The 23,809-nt window shown below is 64.9% G+C and carries 22 protein-coding genes; 16 read left to right on the forward strand and 6 right to left on the reverse strand.

The features are described 5' to 3' along the window. The first annotated feature begins 70 nt into the window (after positions 1 to 70). The 10 genes from C7438_RS00375 (at position 71) to C7438_RS00420 (ending at position 10,527) form a co-directional block, all read left to right on the forward strand. Positions 71 to 490, forward strand: a complete 420-nt coding sequence (locus C7438_RS00375) for a hypothetical protein (RefSeq protein ID WP_147401939.1) — start codon at positions 71 to 73, stop codon at positions 488 to 490. Continuing rightward, positions 487 to 693: a GTPase gene (locus C7438_RS00380; RefSeq protein WP_121443385.1), complete on the forward strand. Its 207-nt coding sequence runs from the start codon at positions 487 to 489 to the stop codon at positions 691 to 693. Before C7438_RS00375 ends, C7438_RS00380 begins: the two co-directional genes overlap by 4 nt. Then, the gene (gene hydF / locus C7438_RS00385; protein WP_121443386.1) at positions 690 to 1,994 is read left to right on the forward strand and encodes a [FeFe] hydrogenase H-cluster maturation GTPase HydF; all 1,305 of its coding nucleotides are present in this window, start codon (positions 690 to 692) and stop codon (positions 1,992 to 1,994) included. Before C7438_RS00380 ends, hydF begins: the two co-directional genes overlap by 4 nt. Then, positions 1,991 to 3,067, forward strand: coding sequence for a [FeFe] hydrogenase H-cluster radical SAM maturase HydE (hydE, locus tag C7438_RS00390; protein ID WP_121443387.1), 1,077 nt, complete (start codon positions 1,991 to 1,993; stop codon positions 3,065 to 3,067). Before hydF ends, hydE begins: the two co-directional genes overlap by 4 nt. A 179-nt stretch (positions 3,068 to 3,246) precedes the next feature. Next, positions 3,247 to 3,858, forward strand: a complete 612-nt coding sequence (locus C7438_RS00395; RefSeq protein WP_121443388.1) for a macro domain-containing protein — start codon at positions 3,247 to 3,249, stop codon at positions 3,856 to 3,858. Between the two features lie 368 nt (positions 3,859 to 4,226). After that, positions 4,227 to 5,702, forward strand: a complete 1,476-nt coding sequence (gene hydG / locus C7438_RS00400; RefSeq protein ID WP_121443389.1) for a [FeFe] hydrogenase H-cluster radical SAM maturase HydG — start codon at positions 4,227 to 4,229, stop codon at positions 5,700 to 5,702. Positions 5,703 to 6,411: 709 nt separating this feature from the next. Continuing rightward, on the forward strand, positions 6,412 to 7,818 hold the full coding sequence (locus C7438_RS00405; protein WP_121443390.1) for a [Fe-Fe] hydrogenase large subunit C-terminal domain-containing protein: 1,407 nt from the start codon (positions 6,412 to 6,414) through the stop codon (positions 7,816 to 7,818). Between the two features lie 39 nt (positions 7,819 to 7,857). Continuing rightward, positions 7,858 to 8,241, forward strand: a complete 384-nt coding sequence (locus C7438_RS00410) for an iron hydrogenase small subunit (RefSeq protein ID WP_121443391.1) — start codon at positions 7,858 to 7,860, stop codon at positions 8,239 to 8,241. 52 nt (positions 8,242 to 8,293) lie between these two features. Further along, entirely contained in the window at positions 8,294 to 9,004 is a 711-nt protein-coding gene (locus C7438_RS00415; protein ID WP_121443392.1) for a cytochrome b/b6 domain-containing protein, read from the forward strand. A 269-nt stretch (positions 9,005 to 9,273) separates the two neighbouring features. Continuing rightward, positions 9,274 to 10,527, forward strand: a complete 1,254-nt coding sequence (locus C7438_RS00420) for a YibE/F family protein (protein ID WP_170143444.1) — start codon at positions 9,274 to 9,276, stop codon at positions 10,525 to 10,527. Here the strand turns inward: C7438_RS00420 and C7438_RS00425 are convergent. The 3 genes from C7438_RS00425 to C7438_RS00435 all read right to left on the reverse strand — a co-directional run bounded on the left by C7438_RS00425 (position 10,499) and on the right by C7438_RS00435 (position 14,483). Further along, positions 10,499 to 11,551: a quinolinate synthase gene (locus C7438_RS00425; RefSeq protein WP_121443394.1), complete on the reverse strand. Its 1,053-nt coding sequence runs from the start codon at positions 11,549 to 11,551 to the stop codon at positions 10,499 to 10,501. The genes C7438_RS00420 and C7438_RS00425 overlap by 29 nt on opposite strands. Positions 11,552 to 11,685: 134 nt before the next feature. Then, positions 11,686 to 12,537, reverse strand: a complete 852-nt coding sequence (nadC, locus tag C7438_RS00430) for a carboxylating nicotinate-nucleotide diphosphorylase (protein WP_121443395.1) — start codon at positions 12,535 to 12,537, stop codon at positions 11,686 to 11,688. A 242-nt stretch (positions 12,538 to 12,779) separates the two neighbouring features. After that, positions 12,780 to 14,483 (reverse strand): L-aspartate oxidase, encoded by a 1,704-nt coding sequence (locus C7438_RS00435; RefSeq protein WP_121443396.1) that lies wholly within the window; start codon positions 14,481 to 14,483, stop codon positions 12,780 to 12,782. Positions 14,484 to 14,636: 153 nt separating this feature from the next. On the opposite strand from C7438_RS00435, the gene C7438_RS00440 reads away from it, so the two are divergent. From C7438_RS00440 to C7438_RS00465, 6 genes are all read left to right on the forward strand, one after another. Then, positions 14,637 to 14,966 (forward strand): phage holin family protein, encoded by a 330-nt coding sequence (locus tag C7438_RS00440; RefSeq protein WP_211321987.1) that lies wholly within the window; start codon positions 14,637 to 14,639, stop codon positions 14,964 to 14,966. Between the two features lie 244 nt (positions 14,967 to 15,210). Next, positions 15,211 to 16,902 (forward strand): arginine--tRNA ligase, encoded by a 1,692-nt coding sequence (gene argS / locus C7438_RS00445; RefSeq protein WP_211321988.1) that lies wholly within the window; start codon positions 15,211 to 15,213, stop codon positions 16,900 to 16,902. A 71-nt stretch (positions 16,903 to 16,973) separates the two neighbouring features. After that, the gene (locus C7438_RS00450) at positions 16,974 to 17,261 is read left to right on the forward strand and encodes a hypothetical protein (protein ID WP_147401940.1); all 288 of its coding nucleotides are present in this window, start codon (positions 16,974 to 16,976) and stop codon (positions 17,259 to 17,261) included. Positions 17,262 to 17,419: 158 nt separating this feature from the next. After that, positions 17,420 to 18,835, forward strand: coding sequence for a rhomboid family intramembrane serine protease (locus tag C7438_RS00455; RefSeq protein WP_121443399.1), 1,416 nt, complete (start codon positions 17,420 to 17,422; stop codon positions 18,833 to 18,835). Between the two features lie 124 nt (positions 18,836 to 18,959). Further along, complete coding sequence (locus C7438_RS00460) at positions 18,960 to 20,567, forward strand: transporter substrate-binding domain-containing protein (RefSeq protein ID WP_147401941.1); 1,608 nt, start codon at positions 18,960 to 18,962, stop codon at positions 20,565 to 20,567. Between the two features lie 96 nt (positions 20,568 to 20,663). Then, a complete protein-coding gene (locus tag C7438_RS00465; RefSeq protein ID WP_121443401.1) occupies positions 20,664 to 20,978 on the forward strand; it encodes an Fpa/YlaN family protein in 315 nt (104 codons plus the stop codon). Between the two features lie 45 nt (positions 20,979 to 21,023). Here the strand turns inward: C7438_RS00465 and C7438_RS09065 are convergent, their stop codons facing one another. The 3 genes from C7438_RS09065 to C7438_RS00480 form a co-directional block, all read right to left on the reverse strand. Then, a complete protein-coding gene (locus C7438_RS09065) occupies positions 21,024 to 21,191 on the reverse strand; it encodes a hypothetical protein (protein WP_170143445.1) in 168 nt (55 codons plus the stop codon). Between the two features lie 8 nt (positions 21,192 to 21,199). Beyond that, entirely contained in the window at positions 21,200 to 22,585 is a 1,386-nt protein-coding gene (locus C7438_RS00475) for a Ger(x)C family spore germination protein (RefSeq protein WP_170143446.1), read from the reverse strand. Between the two features lie 77 nt (positions 22,586 to 22,662). Next, a complete protein-coding gene (locus tag C7438_RS00480) occupies positions 22,663 to 23,778 on the reverse strand; it encodes a GerAB/ArcD/ProY family transporter (RefSeq protein WP_121443404.1) in 1,116 nt (371 codons plus the stop codon). Between the last annotated feature and the right edge of the window lie 31 nt (positions 23,779 to 23,809).

Consider the following 23,809-nt stretch of genomic DNA (forward strand, 5'->3'; position numbering starts at 1 on the left):
ACATGACCGAAATAGAAACTTGCTACCAGCATGTCGGAGGGCGAAGTTCGGTTTGAGGGGGGAGGGTGCCTTGCGGGAGGGAACATCCGGGCCGGGGAAGCTCATCGCTGAGGAAGGAGAACTCCTCGACGGCCTTTTGTCCGTGGCCCGTCGCGCCGTGGAGACGGGCGTCGTGCGCCGGATGTACTTCGCCCGGCTCGTCGGCGGGCGACGCTTTCACCACGTGGGCGGGTACGGCGAGGAGACCTTTTTCCCGCCGGAGCGCTTTTCCCTGGGGCGGGACTGGTACGTGTTCGTCGAACGCGTGGGGTGGGAGGACTACCCCGAGGGCGCGCGGCGGCCCGTGGATCCTCCGCTTCGGACAATCCTCGAAGAGCTGCGGGCGCGCGTGCGGGCGGCGGAGAGAGAAGGTGCCGCTGACGCGGAGGAGGGAAGTGCCGCGGGGGAAGCGGAGGGCCTTCCTCCTCGGGAAGGAGGGGGACGGTCGTGACGTGGAGTTCGACATCTGCGGCACCCCTAGGAGAACGGCCGCACATCACCCTCTTCGGGAGGCGCAACGCAGGAAAATCCCAGCTCCTCAACGCGATCACGGGGCAAAACCTCGCCATCGTTTCGCCCGTAGCCGGCACGACGATCGAACCCGTCCTCAAGGCGATGGAACTCCATCCTCGGGAAGGAGGGGGACGACCGTGACGTGGAGTTCGACGTCTGCGGCACCCCGAGGAGAACGGCCGCACATCACCCTCTTCGGGAGGCGCAACGCGGGAAAATCCCAGCTCCTCAACGCGATCACGGGGCAAAACCTTGCCATCGTCTCGCCCGTAGCCGGCACGACGACCGATCCCGTCCTCAAGGCGATGGAACTCCATCCTCTGGGACCGGTAGTCCTCATCGACACCGCGGGGATTGACGACGACGGTGGGGAATTGGGCGCCCTCCGGGTGCGCAAGTCGCTCGACATGCTCGCGCGCACTGACCTCGCCTTGCTCGTCGTCGACGCCGCGCAGGGGTGGGGAGAACCGGAGGAACGCCTCCTCGACCTCTTTCGCCGCCGAGGGACGGCGTATGTGCTCGTGGTGAACAAGGCGGACATCCTCACCCCCGCAGAACGGGAGGAACTCGCCCGCCGCCTGCCTTCCGCCCCGACCTTCGTGAGTGCCGAGCGGGGCGAAGGGGTGAACGAACTCCTCCGGCAGATCGTGGACACCCTTCCGGGGGATTGGGCACTCCCGACGATCGTCGGCGACCTCTTCGATCCCGGCGATCTCCTCGTCATGGTGACGCACCATGACGCCGGAGCTCCCAAGGCGCGCCTCATCCTCCCCGAGCAGGAGGTCCTGCGGGACATCATCGACCACGGGGGTCTTGCCCTCGTCGTGGAGGACCGTGACCTTCCCCTCGTCTTTGCCCGGGGGATTCGGCCGCGGCTTGTGATTACGGACTCGTCCGTCTTCGGTCCCGTCGCCCAGATCGTGCCGGAAGAGATCCCCCTTACGTCCTTTTCCGTCCTCTTCGCCCGCTACAAGGGGGATCTGGAGACGCTCGTTCGCGGGGTGCGGGAGCTTCCGCGGGTTGCCCCGGGGGACCGCGTCCTCATTGCCGAAGCGTGCACGCACCCCACCACGGAAGACGACATCGCCCGCGTGAAGATCGGCGGGTGGCTTCGGCGCCGCACGGGGGACCAGGTGCACATCGACTACCACCAAGGCGCGGGCCCGCTTCCCGAACCGCTCGCGGGGTACCGGCTCATCATCCACTGCGGGGCGTGCATGTTAAACCGGCGCGAGATGCTTTCCCGCATCGTCCAGGCGCGGGAGGCTGGCGTCCCCCTCGTGAACTACGGCGTCGCCCTCGCCTACATGCAGGGCGTCCTTCGGCGCGGCCTTTCTCCCTTTTCAGAACTTCAAGCCCTTCTCGACGAAGTTCCGTCGGAAGGGGAGGAGGCGAAGGACCCGCGTTCGGCAAAGCCGGCTTCGGGGAGGGGATCCCCGTGACGGTCTTCCCTTCGGCAAAGCCTTCTTCTGCCGCCGTGCCCAACGAGCTCTTTGATCCCAAAGCCCTCGCGCACCGCGCCCTAGCGGGCCCGCCCTTCACCAAGGAGGAAATGCTCGCCCTCCTTCGGGACCCCGAGGACCCAGAAGTCCTCCACATCCTCTGCCGGGCGGCCCACCTCGTGCGCCTCAAGGTCTTCGGAAACGTGCTCGTGCTCCGGGGCATCATCGAGTTTTCCAACATCTGCCGAAACGACTGCCTGTACTGCGGGCTCCGCCGCTCCAACCGCAACCTCGTCCGCTACCGGATGGACGAGGAAGAGATCTTTGCCGCGGTGGAGCGCGCCATTCGCATGGGGTTCCGCCGCATCGTCCTCCAATCCGGAGAAGACGGGGCGTGGCACCCCGACCGCCTCGTGCGTTTGGTGCGCGAAATCGTCACGCGCTACGGCGTAGTCCTCACCCTTTCCGTGGGGGAGCTCCCCTTTGAGGCCTATCGTCGGCTCATGGACGCCGGAGCGTACCGCTACCTCATGCGACACGAGACGAGCGACCCCGAACTCTACGCCCGGCTGCACCCCGGGACGAGCTTTGGCGTACGCCGGGAGCATCTCTACACGCTCAAATCCCTCGGGTACGCCACGGGGCCGGGGATGATGGTCGGCCTGCCCGGTCAAACACTCGAGAGCCTCGTAGACGACGTGATCTTCATGCGCGAACTTCGGGCGGAGATGGCCGGAGTTGGTCCCTTCATCCCGCATCCCGAGACGCCGCTTCGCGATGCGGCGCCGGGTTCCCCTATACTCACGCTCAAGATGGTGGCGCTCACGCGCCTCAACCTCCCGGAGACGCACTTGCCGGCGACGACCGCGCTTCGCGTGGCCTTCCGCGACAACCCCCACCTCCCCCTCCTCTGCGGCCCCAACGTCGTGATGCCCGACGTCACCCCACCCCGGTGGAAGGTGCACTACGACCTCTACCCAGGGAAGACCAAGGCCGACCTCGTCGACGACGGGGAAAACGTCTACGCCTACTGGGAACGGCAGGCTGCGGAAGTCGGGCTCGTGGTCGACTGAGGGCGGCGCGACCAGCGCGCTTCCTCCCGCTGGCTCCGGGTTTCTGGGGTACGTCTGGCGAACCACCTACAGAGGAGGAGACGGCGAGGGGAATCGCCCCCGGTTGGCCCGATTGGTCGGTCGATGCCTCGTCCCGAGGCGGGAAAGTCGACCACTATCTCGGAAAAGGAGCGAAGGCGATGTACACCCTTGGGAAGCTCACCCTGGAAGTCCGTCACGGTACCATCGTCGAAGTGCCCGCAGATGCGTGGGCAGTTCCCCTTCCGGAAGACCTCACGCGCGACCTTTCCGGTGTGGCGGCGGCGGTGGCCGAGGCGTGGGGCGGAACGGAGCGCTTTCGCGAGGCCACATCCGCCGCGGCACGCGCCCTCTCCGACGACCTACCCCGCGCACACCAGGCCTTCTTTCTCGCGCGGGATCCCGGTGCGGGAGGGGGAACCGCACTTCCCGAGGAACTTCGCGGTGTGATCGGCATGTTTCCTCCCGCCTGCGACGGGGCTTGGGATTCCAAGCTCGGCGAAAAGCTTTACAAGGGATACATGGCCGTCCTGCGCGTTGCAGAAGACGAAGGGCTCACCTCGCTCGCCATTCCCGCACTCGGTGCGGGCGGATGTCGTTGCCCGTTCGACGCCTCCGTGGCGACGTTTGCCCGTGCGGCGATGGACGTATCCGTGGCCGTAAAGCATGTGCGCCGCCTCATCTTCGTAGCCCGAGATGAATTCCGCCACGCCGATGTGGACCGTATGCTCCGGGACTTCATCGAGGTGGACATCTTTTTTACGGAAGATTGAACGCCCCTCCGTCGTCTCGGGCGGTTACCGCTTCCACCTCTGCCGAAGGAGGCGACGACATCTGTGTCGGTTATGTGGCAAGGCGTGGCGCCTGCATCCCGGGGAGGCGAATTGTGAACGAATGCCAACAAAATCGCTCCAAGGAGAGATTTGGTGCTACGTTTTCTCCAAAGTATGCTAAGATAGAAGGCAAGAGAGAAAGCGCTTTCGGATTGCGGGAGGGGGTACTTCGGCGGCGCAAGTAGGGTGTCCGCACGTAGGCGGGTGCGGCGGCGGTAGAGCTTCGGGTAGGGGCGGTTCACAGGGCAAGAGAGGATCGGGGGACAGGGAAGGTTTGGAGGAGAAGACTTCTGGAGGAGGGAAGGCGTATGGTCCTCACGCTTTCGGAAAAGACGTGGAAGGCGAAGCGCCTCGAGATGATCGAGCGCTACGAGGAGACGGAGACACGCGAGATCTTCGTCAAAGAGGAGGAGATCTGGCGCTACCTCGAAGAGACGAAGAATCCCGATCCCCAGGAAGTGCGGGAGATCCTCGCCAAGGCGTACACGCTGGCAGGTCTCGGCCCGCGGGAAACGGCGGTGCTCATCAACACCACCGACCCCGATCTCCTCGAAGAGATGTACGACATGGCCTGGAAGGTGCGGCGCAAGGTCTACGGCAACCGCCTCGTCCTCTTCGCGCCCCTCTACCTCTCGAGCGAGTGCGTGAACAACTGCATCTACTGCGGCTTCCGTGCGGCAAACAAGGCGATGGTGCGCAAGACGCTGAACGACCAAGAGATCGAAGAAGAGGTTCGCGCCCTCATCCGCATGGGGCACAAGCGGCTCCTCCTCGTATACGGCGAACACCCGAACAGCGACGTGGACTACATGGTCCGTTCCATCGCCCGCGTGTACAGCATCAAGGAGGGGCCGGGGGAGATTCGCCGGGTGAACGTGAACGCCGCCCCCCTCACCGTGGAAGAGTACAAGGAAGTGCACGCCGTAGGCATCGGAACGTACCAGGTCTTCCAGGAAACGTACCACCCGGAGACCTACCGCAAGGTCCACCCCAAGGGTGACCTCAAGCACTCGTACAAGTGGCGCCTTTTCGCCCTGCACCGTGCGCAGGAGGCGGGGATCGACGACGTGGCGATCGGCGTCCTCTTCGGCCTCTACGATTGGCGCTTCGAGGTCATGGCGACGATCTACCACGCGCTGGACATGGAACGCGAGTTCGGCGTAGGTCCGCACACCGTTTCCTTCCCGCGCCTCGAGCCGGCGATCAACACGCCTTTCACGTACAAGTCCCCCTACCGCATCGACGACGCGACGCTCAAAAAGATCATCGCCATCTACCGCCTCGCCATCCCGTACACGGGGCTCATCCTCACGGCGCGCGAACCGGCGGCCCTCCGGCAGGAGCTCTTCAAGGTTGGCGTCTCCCAGACCGATGCCGGATCCAACATTTCCCTCGGGGGGTACTCGCGGCGCGAGCGCGGTCTGGAGATGCAGCAGTTCCTCATCAACGACGAACGGACGCTCGACGACTTCATCTACTCCGCAATGCAAGACGGATTCATCCCCTCCTTCTGCACCGCCTGCTACCGCGCCGGACGCACGGGGGACAACTTCATGCCCTTTGCCAAGACGGGGCTCATCCAAAACTTCTGCACGCCCAACGGATACCTCACGCTCAAGGAGTATCTCTTGGACTACGCTTCGGAAAAGACGCGCCAGCTCGGAGAGCAGCACATCCAGGAGTACTTCCGCGAAGCGGAGGCGAAGAAGCCCAAGATGGCCGCCCTCGTGAAGGACTACATGCGCCGAATCGAAGAGGAGGGCGAGCGCGACCTCTACCTGTGAGGAGAGAGGCGAACGTGCGGGCCGTTGCCGCGCGAAGGGCGCATACCTCCGGACGTACCTGCGATCCGAAGGTGCCGAACGGCGGAGCGAGGGGAAGAAGCGCACGAGGAGAAGGGGCGGCCCGTGGGGACCGCCCCTACTCCACGGCCTTCCTCGGACTTGGGCCGAGTCCGCGATAACGAGAATCGTTGAGAAAACGAAAAAAGTGTGAACCCCCCGCAAAGCCTCGTATCACGTACTTGACTTTTTGTGCTATGACCTGTTACATTGGAAGCGGAGAAAGTAGCAAGAATAGCTAAAATAGTTTTCCACTGTGTCCATGTAGAAAACCCGGCACGCATCCCAGCACGTACGACGCGTCGCGCAGAGTCGGGGGATGCAAAATCCCGGCCGCGTACCCGGCTCGCTCGGGACGACTGACCGGGAGCAGGGGACGCAAGGAAAGGAAAGGAAAGGGAAGGAGGTGCTTCGGAAAGGGGCGATCCGCGCACGTAGAAGTAGGGTACGGGGTATGCAGACGGCAGAGGGTCGACGTGAGAGTTGGAAGCGCTTGCGAAAAGGGTTTCTCGCAGAAGGCGCGTGGGGTGCGCGGGACTTCGCCCCGACGGAGGAACTACGGGAAGGACGTTTGCGAGTGAGTCGGATCGATTGGAGGAGAAGGGCGCAGGCACGGGGGAAACACGCTTTCGGGAGAAAGGGAGGGAATGGGATGTCTACGATGAAGGTGCGGACCTTTCCCGCTTCGGAACCGCTCAAGCAGGCCACCGGCACCTACCGGAAGGGCGAACTCCGGGGCATCATCCACATCAATCCGGACCGGTGCGTAGGCTGCGATACGTGCCGCAAGGTGTGCCCCGCAGACGCGATTTCCGGAGAAATCGGCGTCACGCACAAGATCGACGTCGACCGGTGCATCAACTGCGGTCAGTGCCTCACGAACTGCCCGTTCGGAGCCATCGAGCAGATGAGCCAACTCGAGCTCGTGGAAAAGAAGCTCAAGGACGGCAAGACGACGGTCGTCGGAATCCCCGCGCCGGCTGTGCGCGTGGCGATCGCCGAGGAGTTCGGTCAGCCTCCGGGCACGCTCACCGTCGGACAGCTCCACGCGGCGCTCAAGAAGGCCGGATTTAAGATCTACGACAACAACTACGCGGCGGACCAGACGATCCTCGAAGAGGGGACGGAGCTCGTCGGGCGCATCCTGTACAACATCTTCGGCCTCAAAAAGGTCACCCTCAAGCTCTGGGGGAAGGAGTTCACCCTCAACCTCGAAGAGCTCAAGCCCGGGCCCTTGCCGCAGTTTACGAGCTGCTGCCCGGCGTGGGTGCGCTTTGCCGAACTCTACTACCCGGACATCTTGCCGCACCTCTCGAGCGCCCGTAGCCCGCTCCTCATGGCCGGGCCTACGGCCAAGACGTACGGCGCCCTCAAGGTTTGGAAGGTCGACCCGCGCGACGTCTTTACCGTAGGGATCATGCCCTGCACGGCCAAGATCTTCGAGGCGTCGCGGCCGGAGTTTACGGCGGCCCAGCACTACCTCGAGGAAAAGGGGATCATCCCGCACGGGACGGAGATGCGCGACGTAGACGCCGTGATCACGACGCGCGAACTCGCCCAGCTCTTCCGCGACTTCGGCATCGACCTCCTCTCCATGCCCAAGGATTCCGAAGACAAACCGCAGGAATTCGAACAGTACTCCGGCGGTGCGACGATCTTCGGCGTGAGCGGCGGGGTCATGGAGGCGGCGGTGCGCTTCGCCTTTGCCGTGCTCTCTGGTCAGGAACCTTCGGCCGTTGACAAGACGTGGGACTTCGAAGCGGTCCGCGGCTACACGAACGCTGTGGCGGCGGCGACGATCCGCGTGCCCTTGGCGCCGGAGTTCCAAAAGGCCCTCGGAGCGGACCACTTCGACCTCAAGGTGGCGACGGTGAACGGGATCGGAACGCACGCCTCCCACCTAAAGCCCATCCTCCGCGAAGTTGCGGAAGGAAAGAGCGAGTTCCACTTCATCGAGGTCATGACGTGCCCCGGCGGGTGCATCAACGGTGGAGGTCAGCCGGTAAACCCGATGGGTACGTCGTGGATCGACCCGCTGCTTCCGCTCGTGCGTGTGTGAGGTTGGGCAGAAAAATCCGGGGAAAGGAGGACTCCTGCGATGGCCGTAGAAAGGGAAGTTCGTCCGGCGGCGGAAGTCGAAGTGCAAGAACCCGAGGTGTACGTGGAGCCTCCGCTCGACCGCGGGATCACGCGGCGTTCCTTCCTCACCCTTGCGGGTGTGGGCGTCGCCCTTCTCGCCCTCGGCGGATACAAGCTCACGGACATCATCGCGAAGCGGAACAAGTACATCCAGATGCGCCAGGCCGGCCTGTACAAGGACGACAAGCGCGTACGGGAAAAGCTCGGCCTCGCCGCGAGCCACCAGACGCCCATGATCAAGACCTTTTACGAGGAGTTCGGCGAACACCCCGTGAGCCACGTCACGCACCACCTGCTCCACACGTCCTACGCGCCGCGCTCCAAGTTCCGCCTCGACCTGTAAGGGAATAGCTGCCCGTGCGGCATGCGCGAGAATTTTCGGGAGGTGAACGTTCGTGGCGCAAAAGGTGGCCCTCAAGCACAGCCTGCCGAGCCAGCTCATGCACTTTACGCTCCTCGTGACGTGGTTCGGCCTTGCGATCACGGGCTTCGGCGTGTACTTCGGTTGGGTAAGCGATGCGACGGCGGCGGCCTTCATGCGCTGGCACGTCTACTTCGGCGCCGTCCTCACGTTTGCGACCTTGGCCTACGCCATCTTCGCCTTCGACCGTGCCGTGTACTTTCTCAAGGAGATCTTCACCTGGGACCGCGACACCTGGCTGTGGTGGACGAACCTCGGCGGTTACCCGTACAAGTTCCTCAAAATCGGCTCGCCCAAGACCTACCCGCAGTCCAAGTACAACGCGGGGCAAAAGTTCTACGCCATCCTCGTCGTCTTCACCGTCCTCCTCGTAATCGTGACCGGTTGGAGCCTGTACTACTTCCCGCAGGCCCTCGGGAAGTACTGGGCGGCTCTCTTCTTCAACCTCCACGTGTGGGTGACGCTCTTCGTTACGCTCTTCATGCTCTTCGTCCACGTGCCGCTCGCCCTCATCATGTTCACGGACTTCAAGGCGATGTTCCGCTTCGGCGCGGGCTACGTTCCCATGGAGTACGCAGAGGAGCACTCGCCTAAGTGGGCGGAAAAGCTCGTCCCCGTTGCGGAGGTGGAGGCAGAGCGGGCGGCGCGTCGCGGCAAGGGCGCGGGGGTCGCCCCGCAAGCGTGACGTCGAGGGCGTCTCGAGCATCCGCTGCACGCGTTTCCCCGTTCTGAGGATTCCCCGGGCGTGTCGGCAATCGGTAGTACCTGTGGTTGGCCCCCCTTGGAAATACACGACATTCCCCCGCGGCGCCGCCGCGGGGGCTTTTTTTGCTGTAGAATTGGGCACGTAAGAACGTGCGTTCCGGATCCTGCGAAAGTTTTCCTGCTGCACTCCGGAGGCATTGGCTGCTCCATCGGAAAGGGCGAGTCGCGTACCCGAGGGAGGGAGCTTTGGTGTCGTTTCGCCGAATCGGCCGTGTCACGTACAGAGTATTGTTCGTCGTGCTGTTTGGCCTCGTCGTATTCGGAGCAGGAGGGCCGTCGTCGCTTGCCGCTTCAAACGGAGGCTTTGGGCCTGCGCCGGGGATCTCGGGTTCTTCGGGAGAAGGGTCGAGTCCCGCGGTCGGCCCCGCACCTTCGGCGGGGGAGGCGAACGTTCCTCCGCCCCGCGCCTCTGGCGAAGAACACCTCTACCCGGCCGTCGTCCTTGAGGCGACGGAAGTGCGGGCGACTCCCGAGCTCGGGTCCCTCGGCGGCGGCGTCCAAGAGGTGAAGCTCCGGGTCCTCAAGGGCCCTTACGCGGGCCGAGAGTTTACCGTGGAAAACCACCTTTCCGGCCAGCCGGCCTTCGACGTCGTAGCCCACCCCGGAGACCGGGTTCTCGTGGCTGTCGTGTCCGGGCCGACGGGCCCCGAGGTGTACATCACGGACTACTACCGGGAAAACTACCTTCTCTACCTCGTCCTCCTCTTTGCCGCCGCCCTCGTCGCCGTAGGGCGGAAAAAGGGGATCTCGGCGATCGTCACCCTCACGGTGACCTTTTCCCTCATCGTCGGCGTCCTCGTCCCCTACATCCTCAAGGGATATCCTCCCGTCCCCCTCGCCCTCGGCATCGTCCTCCTCATCACCGTGGTGGCGATGACCTTCGTCGCGGGGTTCAACCGCAAGAGCCTTGCCGCCATCTTGGGCACCTTGGGCGGCGTGCTCGTCGCCGGCTTTCTCGCCTTTTTCGTAGGCACGCGCGTCCGCCTCACGGGGCTTTCGGGCGACGAGGCGCAGATGCTCCTCTACATCCCGCAGGGAATCGCCTTGGACTTCCGTGGCCTCCTCTTTGCAGGGATCCTCCTCGGCGCCCTTGGCGCTGTGATGGACGTGGCGATCTCCATCGCCTCGTCTGTAGAAGAGGTCCACCGGGCAAACCCGGAGCTCGGCCGCTGGGAACTCTTCCGCGCCGGGATGAACGTCGGGGAAGACATCATGGGCACGATGGCGAACACGCTCATTCTGGCGTATGCGGGGAGCGGGATCCCCCTCCTCCTCCTCTTCACCGCCTACGGCGCGTCTCTCCACAAGATCCTAAACCTCGACGTGATCGCGACGGAAATTGTCCGCGCCCTCACGGGGAGCATCGGTCTTGTGGCGGCGATTCCCCTCACGGCGTTCTTTGCGGCGCTCCTCGCTACCCGCGAGAAGTTGCGGCGTTCGTGAGCGCCACCATGCGCTCGACGGCGCGGCGCGCGTCCGAAGCGAGCTCTGGGGGAATCCGCACCTCGTACGCCTCCCCGCGTCCTTCAGCGATCGCTCGTAGGGCTTCGGCGACGCGCTCTGGCGTGAGGGCGGCGAAGTAAGGGCAGACCGCTGACTCGCGCGGGAGGAGGAGACGGACGTCGAGCTCGGGGTGGTCTTCGGCGAGGCGGCGCACCATGTGCTCTTCCGTTCCCACGTACACGCGCGTCCTGGGGGGCAGGCTTTCCACGTATTCTTGGATGCGCCGCGTGGATCCCCAGGCGTCGGCTTCCCGCACGGCGGGGAGGGGGCACTCCGGGTGCACGAGGAAGCGGGCGTGCGGTTCGGATTCCTTTCGGCGGCGAAGGTCTACCGCGTCCAGCGCCGCGTGCACGGGGCAGGCGCCCGGCCACAGGAAGAGGCGGATGCGGCGGTCCTCTACGGGAGCCTCGCCCCACAGGCGGACTTCTTCTTCGCGCAAGCCGAGCGTCCAGGCGACGACGCGGCCGAGGTTTTCGTCGGGGAGAAAGAGGACGCTCTTTCCGCGGTCCAGGTAGGCGCGTATAACGGCTACGGCATTTGCCGAAGTGGCCACGGCGCCGCCGTGGCGTCCGACGACCGCCTTGACGGCGACGTCCGTATTCGCGTAGGCCACGGGGACGACCTCCCGCCCCCGCCGGGCGGATTCTTCCAAGGCGTGCGCGAGCGCGTCCGCGCGCACGGCTTTCGCCAAAGCACACCCCGCCGTGGGGACGGGGGCGTAGACGCGCTTGTTCTCGCCGGCGAGGAGGGCCGCGCTTTCGGCCATGAAGCGGACGCCCAGGAGGAGGACCTTCCCTTCCGGCCGTTCGGCGGCGAGTCGGGCGAGTTCCAGGGAGTCGCCGACGGCGTCCGCCAGCCGGGCGAGTTCGGGAAGGACGTACTGGTGGGCGAGGAGGGCGACCCGTCCCCGGAGGCTTTCCCGCAGGGCGAGGATTTCCGACGGAAGAGAAGAAACGGGGGCCATCGGCTTCCCTCCTTAGGGGTAAGTCTTGGTGGGGAACCGCCCGTTCGCCGCACCCTTTCCGAGATCGGGCCGCCGCCCGCGGCGACGTTTCCCGTGGCGCGGCGCTTCGGGTCGCGACGGAACCGTCTCCGGGGCTATTCGCCCGCCACGACGTCCAGGGAGAGGTCGAGGGCGGGCGCGGAGTGGGTGAGGCAGCCGAGGGAGATGGCGTCCGGCCGCGCCTTCGCATATTCCGGCAGGGTTTCGGGCGTGATCCCGCCGGAGATTTCGACGAACACCTTGGGTACGCGCGCGCGGCTGTAGGCGACCGCCTCGCGCGCCGCTCGGGGCGAAAAGTTGTCCAAAAGGACGCCGTCTACGCCGGCGGCAAGCGCTTCCTCGAGCTCGTCCGCGTTTCGCACTTCCACCTGCAGGAAGCGGTAGGGTCCGAACTGGGCGCGCACGCGGCGTACGGCTTCTCCGATCGATCCCACGAGGGCGATGTGGTTGTCCTTGAGGAGGATGCCGTCGTCGAGGCCGAACCGGTGCGGGAGACCTCCGCCTACGGCCACGGCGTATTTGTCGAAAAAGCTGAACCCAGGGGCCGTCTTCCGCGTCGCTGCAAGGCGCACGCCGCTTTCCGCGATGCGCGCGGCGAGGTCGCGGGTGCGCGTCGCGATGCCCGAAAGGCGCATGAGCACGTTGAGCGCCGTGCGTTCCGCCGCGAGGACGGCGTGCGCCCGCCCGCGCAGGCGAAGCACTACCGTTTGCGCCTCCACGTCCGTCCCCTCGCAGACGAGCCTCTCCACCTCCACGTTGGGGTCGAGGTGGCGAAAGAGGATCTCGGCAAAGGGGAGGCCGGCGATCCGCCCCGCCTGCTTCGCGCGCACGACCGCCGTCGCCCGCACGTCGGGAAGCGCGCTCCAGGACGTGAGGTCCGCGCGCCCGAGGTCGTCTTCGAGGGCGGCGGCGAGGATCTTCCGGACGTAGGGGTTGGTCGTCCACACGGGGAATCCCCCTTTCGCGCCCGTACTTTGGGCCCGATTTTCGCGTCTCCCTATGTGAAAGATTTCTCTATCCGGGTGTGCCGTTCCTCTTCGCGCCCGCGCCGAGGTGCCCCGTCTCCCGGGGCAAGGAAGAGGTCGGACGCATTCCCTTTGTACTTGCGCCCGCGCGGCCCCGACTCCCGAAGCGAGAAAGAATCGGGCGCATCCTCTTCGCGCTTGCACTCGCGCGGGGGTGCCATTGCTCACGGCAGGGGAGTCGGCGGCGAGGGGAAGCCGTCCGGGATGCCCTTTGCGTTCACCCGAAGGAGCTCTCCTTCTTCCGGGGAGGGAAACCCGTAAAAGGTTTCCCGATCCCGTGAATCGGGGCGTTTCGGGGGAAGGAGGAGCGTGTGCCGCGGACGCACCTCCATCCCGGGAAAGTCGCGCCGCGCGTGCACGCCGCGGCTTTCTTCGCGGGCGAGGGCGGAGCGGACGAAGAGCGTCGCGGTACCCAAGACGGCCGCATCCGGGAGAAAGGGTACGGCTTCGGGAGAAGCGCGGGCTACAAGCCTCTGCCGGAGTCGGCTCAGTTCGTCGAGGGCCGCGCGGAGTTCCGTACCGTCGCGGACGATCCCGGCGCGCCGCCAGAGGAGTTCGCGGACGCGGCGCAAAAGGGCGCTTTTGGGGACGTCGGGAAGGCCGCGGGGCACGCGGTCGAGGGCCTTCCGCGCGTGGTGGGCGGCTACTTCGTTGGGCAAGGGGGCCTCGGTTCGCGTCGCGTCTTCGCACGCGAGGAGAGACTGGACGAAGATTTCCAAAAGAGAATTCGAAGCCAGGCGGTTTGCGCCGTGGAAACCCGTGGAGGCGGCCTCGCCGAGCGCGAACAGGCGGGGCAAGGTCGTCCGCCCCTCGGCGCTTGCGAGGATGCCCCCGATCGTGTAGTGGGCGGCGGGCGTGACGGGGACGGGCCTTTCTGGATCAAAGCCCGCACGGCGGAGGATGCGCCACACCGTGGGAAACCTTTGCCGGAGGTTCGCCACCGGCCGAAGGTCGAGGAACGCGCTTCGCCCGCGCATCCCTTCTTCGTAGAGGGTACGGGCGACGACGTCCCGCGGGGCGAGGTCTCCGAGGGGATGGATTCTCTCGAGGAGGGGGACGCCCGCCGCGTCGACGATGCGCGCGCCGCTCCCCCGAAGGGCTTCCGTGAGGAGAGGGAGGGGGAGTCGTCCGCGGGCAAGCGCCGTTGGGTGGAACTGGACGAACTCGAGGTCGCGGAGGACGGCTCCGGCTTCCCAGGCGAGGAAGGTTCCCTCTCCCAAGGCGTGGGCCGCGTGTGTGCTTCGGGCGAAGAGTCCGGCAAAGCCCCCCGTGGCGAGGAAGGTCATCCGCGCGAGCACGACAAACGGGGTCCCCCTGCGGGAGAAAATCCCTCCTACCGCATTTCCCTCGTGCACGAGGATGCGGAGGAGGCGGGCATAGGGCAAGATGCGGACGGAGGGCGCGTGCGCTAAGGCGTGGATCATCGCTGTCGTAAGGGAACGGCCGATGTGGTCGGCGGTCCGCGCGATGCGCGCGTGCGTATACCCTCCCTCGCGGACGCGCACCAAAGAACCGTCCGGATGGCGTTCGAAGGGAACGCCCAAGTCCTCGAGGAAGGCGAACGCGTCGCCAGCGCGGCTCAGGTACGTGCGGAGAACCTCCTCGTCCACGAGGGCGCTCCCCGTGCGGCGGGTGTCTTCCGCGTGTTCGTTCAGTTCTTCCGGAAGCGGATAGGCGATCCCCCCTTGGGCGCGATAGGAGGCGCTCGCCCGAGGAGATCCCTTGCTCATGAGGATCACGGAGCCGCGCTTTCCGAGGCAGAGGGCCGTCGCGAGCCCCGCCGCTCCGGCGCCGACGACGAGGTAATCGGCAATTGCGACTCCTCCGCGGGGGAGTTGCCCCGTCTCTTGGGGAATCGCCTTCGCCATGGGGCATCACCCCCGTGCGTCATGCATACAACTTTTTCTTACAGATGTCAAGACAGATTTTCGGCGATCGGGGTCGCTTCTCTTGCGCGGGTATATCTGGTATGCTGGGGTCGGAGACGTCCTTTCACGTGGCGTGCGGAAAGGGGATGTACCGTGCTCGTACGCTTCCTCGGTAACGCGATTGCGATCCTCCTTCTCCCTTACATTTTGCGGGGAATCGAGGTTCACGGCGTCGGCGCGGCGATCGTCGCGGCGCTCCTCTGGGGTCTGGTAAACGCCGTGCTCCGCCCCGTCGTCATGCTCCTCACCCTCCCCCTCAATGTGCTCACCCTTGGGTTGTTCGGCCTCGTGGTCAACGCTCTCCTCTTTTGGCTCGTGGGGAGCGTCGTATCCGGGTTCGTCGTTCACGGGTTTTGGCCCGCGTTTTTTGGATCGATCCTCATGGGTCTTTTGAGTAGTCTCTTTTCTTACTTTGTAAAGTAACGCGTTTCTTACTTTGTAAAGTAATGCGAGAAGTCTTTCGTATTTTATTCATACATAAATCCTTTTTGGCAAACGCCATCATGTTTGCCTTTTGGTAGAGATTGCGCATGTGTCTGGGTGCGAGTAGATACGCTTCCCCGTCTTTCCCGGATTTGTCATACGGCGTGCGGCTGCGGTACAATAGCCTAACGGGTTGCACGGAACCTTGGATCGGCGGGAATTTCGGGAAAGCGGGGTTGACGCGGTGTACTGGCGACCGGTACGCGATGTGTTGGCAGAACTCGTCTCGGAACTTTCTCCCGAGGAAATCGAACAGCTCTTGGACACGCCCCCGGATCCTTCTCTCGGGGACGTGGCCTTTCCCACTTTTCGTCTGGCCAAGGCGCGGCGTCGTCCGCCGGCCGAAATCGCCCGGGAAACTGCAGAGGCGTTGGCCGCGCGGGGGTTTTCCGCCCGGGCGGACGGCGGTTACGTGAACGTCGCCCTTCCCCGGGAAGCGGCGGTGCGCGACATCCTGCGCGAGACGGCGGCGCCGGATTTCGCCCGCTTTTCCTGGGGGGCGGGGAAGCGCGTCGTGATCGACATGTCCTCGCCGAACATCGCCAAGCCGTTCGGCGTTGGACATCTGCGCTCGACGGTGATCGGCCAGGCGATCCGGAACCTCCTTCTTCGGGCGGGGTACGAAGTCCTGCGCGTGAACCACATCGGCGATTGGGGAACGCAGTTCGGGAAGCTCATGGCCGCGTACGCGATGTGGGGAATTCCCAAAGGTGCTCCGGACAAGATCCGCGCCTACCTCGAGCTCTACGTTCGCTTTCACGAGGAGGCAGAGCGACGTCCGGAGCTCGAAGACGAGGGGAGGCGCTGGTTTAAGCGGCTCGAGGACGGGGACCCGGAGGCGCGGAAGCTCTGGCGGATGTTCGTCGACGAGAGCCTCAAGGAGTTTATGCGCATCTACGACCGCCTCGGGGTTTCCTTTGAATACGTCCTCGGGGAGAGCTTCTACAACGACCAGATTCCTGGGGTTCTCGAAGAGGTTCGGGCCAAGGGGCTTCTCGAGGAGAGCGAAGGCGCCTTTGTCGTCCGCCTCGGCGACGACCTCCCCCCGGCCCTCCTCCTCAAGTCCGACGGGACGACCCTCTACCTCACGCGCGACCTCGCCACCGCCCTCTACCGGAAGAACGTACTCGGTGCAGACCTCCTCCTCTACGTCGTCGGTCGGGAGCAGTCCCTCCACTTCGAGCAACTTCGTGGCGTTCTCCGGCGCATGGGGTACCCGTGGGCCGACGCGATCGTCCACGTTCCCTTCGGCCTTCTCCGCTTCGGCGGCAAAAAGCTTTCGACGCGCCGCGGGCGGGTGATCTTCCTCGAAGAGGTGCTCGACGAGGCGAAGGCGCGTGCCCTTCAGATCCTCGAGGAGAAGAGCCCCCAGCTTGCGGACAAGGAGGCCGTAGCCGAGGCGATCGGCGTCGGGGCGGTGATCTTCGGCGACCTACGGCAGAGCAGGCTCCACGACGTCGACTTCGACATGGAGGAAGCCTTGAGCTTCGAAGGGGAGACGGGCCCCTACGTGCAGTACACGTACGCGCGGGCGAAGGGCCTCTTTCGCCGGGCGGGTGAGCCCTACGAAGAGGCGTTGGCCGCCGTGCCTTCGGACGTCCGGGGAATTGCGGGCGACCGGGGGTGGGAACTGCTCAAGCTCGTCGCTGCCTATCCTCGGGCCGTGCGCAAAGGGATCGAACTCTACGAGCCGAGCGCCGTCGCCCGCCACATCCTCGATGTCGCCAAGGCCTTTAACCGCTACTACCAAGAAGAGCGCATCCTCGTCGAAGATGCGGAAGAGCGCCGGGCCAAGCTCGCCCTCGTGGCCCGCGTCGCCCGCGTGCTCGCCGACGGGTTGGAGGTTTTAGGTCTTAAGGTACTCGAAGAAATATAGTATGCTTAGAGGCGAAGCGACCGCGGTGATGCGCCTTCGGTGCCGCGCGGGAGAAAGAAGAGGTGGTGGACGTGAAGAAGGTGTCGCTCATCGTGAAGAAGCGCATCCGCAGCCCCTTTTACGAGGCCGTTCCGCGCTTGGGGTTGGAGCGCTTCTACGAGGACGCCTACCGCATGCTGTGGGTCGAGGCGGAGCGCGAGCTCGGCCGTGCGTTCACGCCGCAGGAGCGCGTGGACCTCATGAAGGAGCTCGAAAGCATCGTCCACGTGGAGGTCGACGGCGTCCACTACTTCTTCGCCCCCAGCCTAGAGGAATACTGGTACGAAGTGAGCGAGCTCATCGAAGAGCGGTTTCAGTGAGCACGACCTCCTTTCGGCCCCGATCCGGCGAAGGCGGGACCGGGGAGGCGACACCATAGACACGGCCGGTGTGCGGTCCTCTCCGACGGGGGTGGGAAGCCTGTGAGCGGCGGACCACCCTCGTTTCGCATGCGGGCGTTCGGGGGGAGGTACGGCGCGTGAGGGCAGAGAGTTGGGGAGAGGCGGCATTTTGGGCGTTCGTCGAGGCCTACATCCGGAGGCGCGGGTTTCGCATCGTGGCGTGGCGGGACGCCTACGACGTCCGCGGGGTGCGCCCTTCCGTTCACCTCGTGGAAAAGCTCGGCGAGCGCGTCACATACGTGCGCCTCTTTTGCGCGTCGCCGGACGCGTTCCCGCTCTCCGAAGTCGTGCGGGCGACGCTCCGCATGGGGGACATGCTCCGGCGGCGTTTTCGCGCTCCTTCCCTCGAGGCTGTGCTTCTCTTCGTCGCATGCTCCGCGCGCGAGGAGGATGCGCGAAGCGACCTCGGCCCTTTTTCCGACGGCGATGCGGTGAGCACCGCGCTGGCGGAAGTCCACGGAGCCACGAACTTCTTGCTTGGGGTCCTTTTCCCTGCCGACGGGGAGTTCGCGCTTTCCGTCGCCGAGGTGCCCCAGGCGGCGGAAGAGGCGGGAGAAGTTCGTCTGTCGCCTTGCCCCTTCGGTACCTCGGAGAAGAAGGAACTCGCCCACGAGGCTGACCGGGTGGGTTCCCCCGTTTCAGACGCGGACGCTCGGGGCTTCTCCGCCACCTCTGAGGGGGGAGCGCCCCTTTCCCAGGGTCTGGCGAAGCGGGAGTGCGCCTTTTGGCAAGAGGTACTTGCGGGCGGCCTTCGCCCGTACCTCCCGCGCTACGCCCGCTGGTGGAGCGGGTTCTTTTCTTCTTCTCCCTTGGCGGGCGGCCTTCGTCGGAAGGGAGACGGCGTTTCCCCTTCCCCCGAGAGAGGTCTCGAAGTACGCCCGCCCATGTTCGGCACGTACCTTCTCCTCGGAACGTCTGCCGCCACGTACCTTCTCCTCTCCTGGCCCGAGCTTGCCAACCGCCTGCAGGAAATTTGGCTCCGGCATGCCGGGATCTTCGGCCTCGTTTTGGAAGGGCTCGGGTCTCCCTTCGTCTTCGGCGGGTTTCCCTCGCTCGTCCTCGCCGCCCTTGCCCTCTACGTCCTCGCTCCTCCTGCGGAGAGCGCCTTCGGTACGTCGCGCCTCCTCACCCTCTACGTCGGCGGAGGACTTTTGGGCGTGCGCTGGGCGGAAGCCCTCTCAGGTGCGGAAGCTTGGGGAGGTACGGCGGCGCTCTACGCCCTCGTCGGCGGCCTTTTGAGCTTTCTCCTCCGCCGCCGTCGCCTCTTGGGGCGCGAATTTCTCGTTGACGCGGGCGTCCTCCTTGGAATCGCGCTTCTTCTCCTCTTCGCCTTTGCCTCCGTCCACCCGGTACTCGCCTTCGGCGGCCTTTTGGGCGGAACGCTTCTCGGCGTGGCCCTTACGCCGGAACTCGGTTCCTCCCCTGTGCGCACCTCTTTCTGGGCCCTCGTAGTCTACGGACTCTTTCTCGCCTGGGGGATGCTCAGCGCGTGAGGTCTTTCCCCCGCATCCGCTGCATAAGGACGTAGGGCGGCTGTGTGCCCTTTCCGCCTTGTGGCGGGGAGGGCGGTCGCCTTTCGAGTACGGAACGGTGCGTACGGGCGGAGATGGTGAAGGCGTGTACGGGTTCGAGGCGATTTGGCGGCGAATCCGCGGCGCGGCATCGTCCTTCGGCCGCCGTGCGGCGGTCGGGTTCCGCTTCGGTGCCTTCCGCACGTTTGTTTTCGGTTCCGACCGCGCAGGGCGATTCGTTCCGCGCCGCGTTTTCGTACGCCTGGGGGTGTTTTTCGCCGTTTCGTCGCTGGCGGCGGGAATCGGGTTCCACGTGGCCGAACGCTGGGAGCTTTCGCGCGCCCCGGAGGCGACGCGCGGGGCCTTTCTCTCGGCTTTGGAACGGGGCGATCCGGATGCGGCGGCGTCTTACGCCGTGACGCGCGACGAAGAGGGGCATTGGCACCCCGTTTCCCGCGAATGGGGGGCGCTCCTCGCGGCCGCCTATCGTTCCGATCCTTCCTACCGGGAGTGGCTCAGCACCCACCTTGCCTTTCGAGGAGAGACGGACGAAGCGCTTCCACCGCCCTTTTCCCTCGTCCGGGTGGGGCGCGCGTTTCGCGTCTACCTCCCGGCTCTGTATGTCTGGGTGCCGGAAGGGGGAGAACGCGCATCCTCCGGTTCCCAAACCGGGACCTTCGAACTCCTCGCGGGAGGAGAAAGGGAGGGGATCGCATTTCCTCTGCCCGAGGTGCGACCGGGGAGGTTCGGCCCCTTTCCTCCCGTGTCCGGCGAACTTCGGTATGCCTGCCCGGACCTTAAGGACAACTCTCCGGAGGGGGGCGCGGCCGAGCCCTGGTTTGCCGTACGAAGGCTCACCCCCGAGCGGGCTTTAGAAGCCGACGCCATCGTCTGGTGGCTCGGCGCACCTCCCGGCTTCGACATGCGGGCCCCCGAGGTTCTGGAAGTTGCCGTGCGCTTTGCCGTCTCCTTCGACGAGGCCCTGCGAAAACGCGACGCCTCCCTCTTAGAGGGGACGGATGCAGAACTCCGGCGCCTCTTTTCGGACATGATCGCCCAGGGAGAACTTCCTTCAGGTACGCCCGAACTCCGGCCGCGGAGGATCCGCCTCTGCCCGTCCGCCCAAAACCCCCGTCGTGTATTGGACGGTGCGGGAGGCGAACTGCTCGAAGCCGACGTGGAGGAAGAGTGGGAGAACGATATCGTCGTCCGCTGGCGGTACCGCTTCCGCCGCGAAGGGGACGGCTCCCTGGCCATCGTCGCCGCGGTCCGCGCGGACGCGGAAGCCGTTTCGCCGCTTCCGAGGGACGGGGTGGGCGACTTCCTTCCGGAACGCCCCCCCGCCTTCGGCGGCAGGCTACAGGCGGGGGGAGAACGCGGAGAATCCGATGCGGATTGTCTCGTGCGGAACACGGATCTCGTGTACGTGATCGGCTTCGACGGGGGGGTCGTCCCCCACCGGAACGACCGCGATCCGCAAGGCGAAGAAGCCCTCGCCGTGCGCCGATGGGCGGAGGCGCAAGGGGGGGTGGTGCGCTTTCGCGAACTCCCTTGGCCGGAAGGGATCGCCGCTCTGCGTCGCGGCGAGATCGACGGGTACTTCGGTGCGATCTCGCCGGACGAGGCATCCCGGCGACTTCCCGGGTCGCCGTACGTCGTGCTCGAAGCCGGGGGCGGTCGCCGTACCGTCCTTCTCCTCGCCCCGCAGCGGTAAAGCGCAGGGAAACGGCAACGAATTCGAACGTTCGAATCTCCGCGTCCGTTGTGCTATAGTAATGCGTAAAGGGTGTCCCGGTCGGGGGAGGTTCGCATGGACAACGTCGACTTCGCCGCCAAGGCGCTGGAAATTTTGGAATCCGATGCGGAGCGCATCATGCGCCTCATCCGCGTGCAACGGGAAAACCTCGTCCTCCCGAACTGTCCCCTCTATCAGGAGGTTCTCGATACGCAAATGTTTGGCCTTTCCCGCGAGGTGGACTTTGCCGTACGCCTCGGCCTCATCTCGCGCGAGGAGGGGAAGCGGATCCTCGACCGCTTGGAAGAAGAGCTAGCCCGCCTCGATGCAGAGGTTGCGCGAGACGTGAGCGTGTCCCGTCCGGATGCCGGGTGTCGGCCGACTCCGTGAGGGCGGTCAGCCGACGCCCCCCGGCGTTTCCGTTCGGAGTGAGGCTCAGTACGGACGGAGTACGAGGTACACGGCGAGCGGGAGAAGCCCCAACGCGAGAAAGATCACGGCCCACGCTTGGGCCGTTTTTTGTTCTCGGCGAAGCGTCTGCGCCCAAAGGATTGCGTGGAGCGCACCGCCACCGGCGACAAAGAGGGTGATCAACGTGGCCATCGCACGCCTCACCAGCGCATCTTGGGTTCCGGGGATTCTTCTTGGGTGGTCACGGTCTTTCCGAAGTTGATGATCTTTACGTCCACGTGGACTTCTACCTCGGCGCGGGGGAATTTTCCCGGGAAATCGTACCGACGGTAGTCTTCCCACGTTGGAAAAAGCCTAAGCGCAAATCGGCTCCAACCGAAGATGTCCGTTTCGAACTCTTTCTGCGCCCGGTGGACGACCCGGCGGAAGGCCGATTCGAGTTCCTTGCGGATGCTCTCGTGGAGGAGTTTTCGCTTCTCGGCGTCGTTCACGTAGTCGACCCGCGAGGGAACGGAGAGGACCTCTACGCGGAAGGGGACGTCGACGACGATCCGAGGAATCTCGCGGCTTACGTCGATGCGGATCCGCGGTCCCTCCCAGTTTTGGATCCGCGTGGAGACGTAGTACGTCGGATCTACGGGATCGCGAAATCCGATGAGGTAAGTCGCTACGTGAAGTTGGTTTCCTAAGAGGAGGGCGAAGCGCGTCTCATACCCCGTGAGCGCCCCGACCATCTTCCCCCGCGCGAGAGCGGCGCTCCCGATCATCTCCACGGGATCCCCTCCTTCGATGCGGAGTTCCCCGGGGAAGGCGCGGTCGTCTCGTCCTTCCGAACCTTCCTCGCGTCGAGCCGTGGCGTACGTGACGAGGTAGCCAGCACGGATGCTGTAGGCGCGGAGGAATTCGTTGAGCGTGGAAATGGGGACGGTTCCCGTATCCTTCCAGCGGTTGAGCTTGAAGCGATAAAAGATGTACGGAAGCGTCTCGAATCGGGGGCGGTTTTCCCGCAAAAAGTCCTCCGCGCGCTCGTGCGTGACGATGATCGGCGTTGCCCGGCGCATTTCCGGGTCGCGGAGTGCCGCGGCGAGGGTGACGAAGAGGTCTTCTTGGCGCACGAGCTCCTCGCCGATGACGATCGTCTGAACGTGGGAGATGTTGATCCGACGGGTGACCACGGAGTTTGCGATGTCCCGCGCCCAGATGGGCGTCGTATCGCGCACCGTGACGTACGTGACGTTTGGCTCCTTTTGCGCCGTCTGGCTTATAGGAATGGAAGCCTTTTTGGTGTTCATGAGCTCGAAGGTGACATCCAGCCGCCCCGGCTGTTCCGCACGGTCGAGGCCGATGGCCGAGGCAAAGACGATGTCCTCGAGTTCGACCTTGTCCCAACAGCCGCCCAGGGTCAACAATCCGCCGATCCCCGCGAGGAGGAACGCGGAACGCCCTAAAGCCCGAAGCGCACATTTCAGACGCCCGCGCGCCGTCGACCGAGGCATTTCCGCCCTGCCTTTCGGGAGGGCTTCGCCCTTACGGCCACGAGGGGAGGGTACGGGAGACTTCGGCCCTTCTCGCCCTTCCTTTTTCATCGCCATCGGCCTCCTCCATCCGAGTTTGGCTGCACTACGCCAGAAACGTCGCCGTCGGCCGAGGTTCGAGGCGAAGTTCAGTGCGGCCTTCCTCCCCGGAACGGCTGCTTTCCCGCGGGAAGCGGCCAGAGCACGACGGCAAGGCCCAAGAGGAGCATGACGAAGGTGGCGGCGACGACGACGGCGTACTTCCAGCGAAAGATGTCGTTGATCCCCACGGGGATGAGGCTCGTGAGAAAGAGGTAGGCGGCAACGAGCGGGAGAAGCGGCCTTCCCGCGGGTACGTCCAGGGCGAGGCGGAGGAGCTGGGCGAGGAGGTAAAGGACGATGGCGAGCCGCGCCACGGAGGCCATGACCCAGATGTAGAGGAAGATCGCCTCGATGTGGGAGATGTAGAGCCCAAAGTGGGCGAAGCGCGTGAGTTGCTGGTAGTGGAAGAGGATGTCGTTTACGCTGGGGAAACCGAAGACCCAGTCGTAGAGGAGAAGAAACACGCTCATCACCAGGGCGGCCATTCCCGTCCCCGTGAGGATTGCCCGGCGAAAGGTGCGAACTCCCCCCTTTGTGGCACCGGCGAGGAAGGCGAGGAAAAACGGCTCGCAGAAAAAGCCGAGGGTGAGGAGGGATTCCCGGAGAATCCGCGGAATTCCCGGTCCGAAGAGAGGAAAGGTATAGGACGGGTCCACGAGGTCGATGACGCCGAGGATGAGGAGGACGAAAAAAAACATGGCGTACACGAAGAACATGTTGCCCATTCGCCCGATCGCCTCGTAGCCGCGAGAGGCGACGTACATCCCGCCCAAGAGGAGCACGAGGCCGACGGCGTGTTCGGGCGTACGCAGGTAGAACATCACCGTGAGCATGACGACGTACGGACGAAAGCAGAGCGCCCCCAGGGCGAGGAGGAGGAGGAAGAGGCCCCACGCGGTGAAGCGCGTCGCCGTAGGTACCCACATGAGCTTGAGGAGACGAAAGACGTCGTCGGCGCCGTGGCGCTCCATCTTCCGCGTGAGCGGGACAAAGAGGAGGACAAAGGCGAGCCACTGGATGAGGGGGACCATCCATGCGGCGTTGCCGCCGATTTGGAAATAGAGTGTTGTATTTTCGTCCGTGCCGCGGAGGGCGATGAGGAAAAACGTCATCGTCGTGAGCTCGCGAAAGCCGATGCGTCGGTTGGTCGACGGCGTTTCCACGCGCCCCCTCCTCTCTTCGGGGGGTCTTTCG

It is taken from the genome of Brockia lithotrophica (assembly GCF_003633725.1).
Classification (GTDB): Bacteria; Bacillota; Bacilli; order Thermicanales; family DSM-22653; genus Brockia; species Brockia lithotrophica.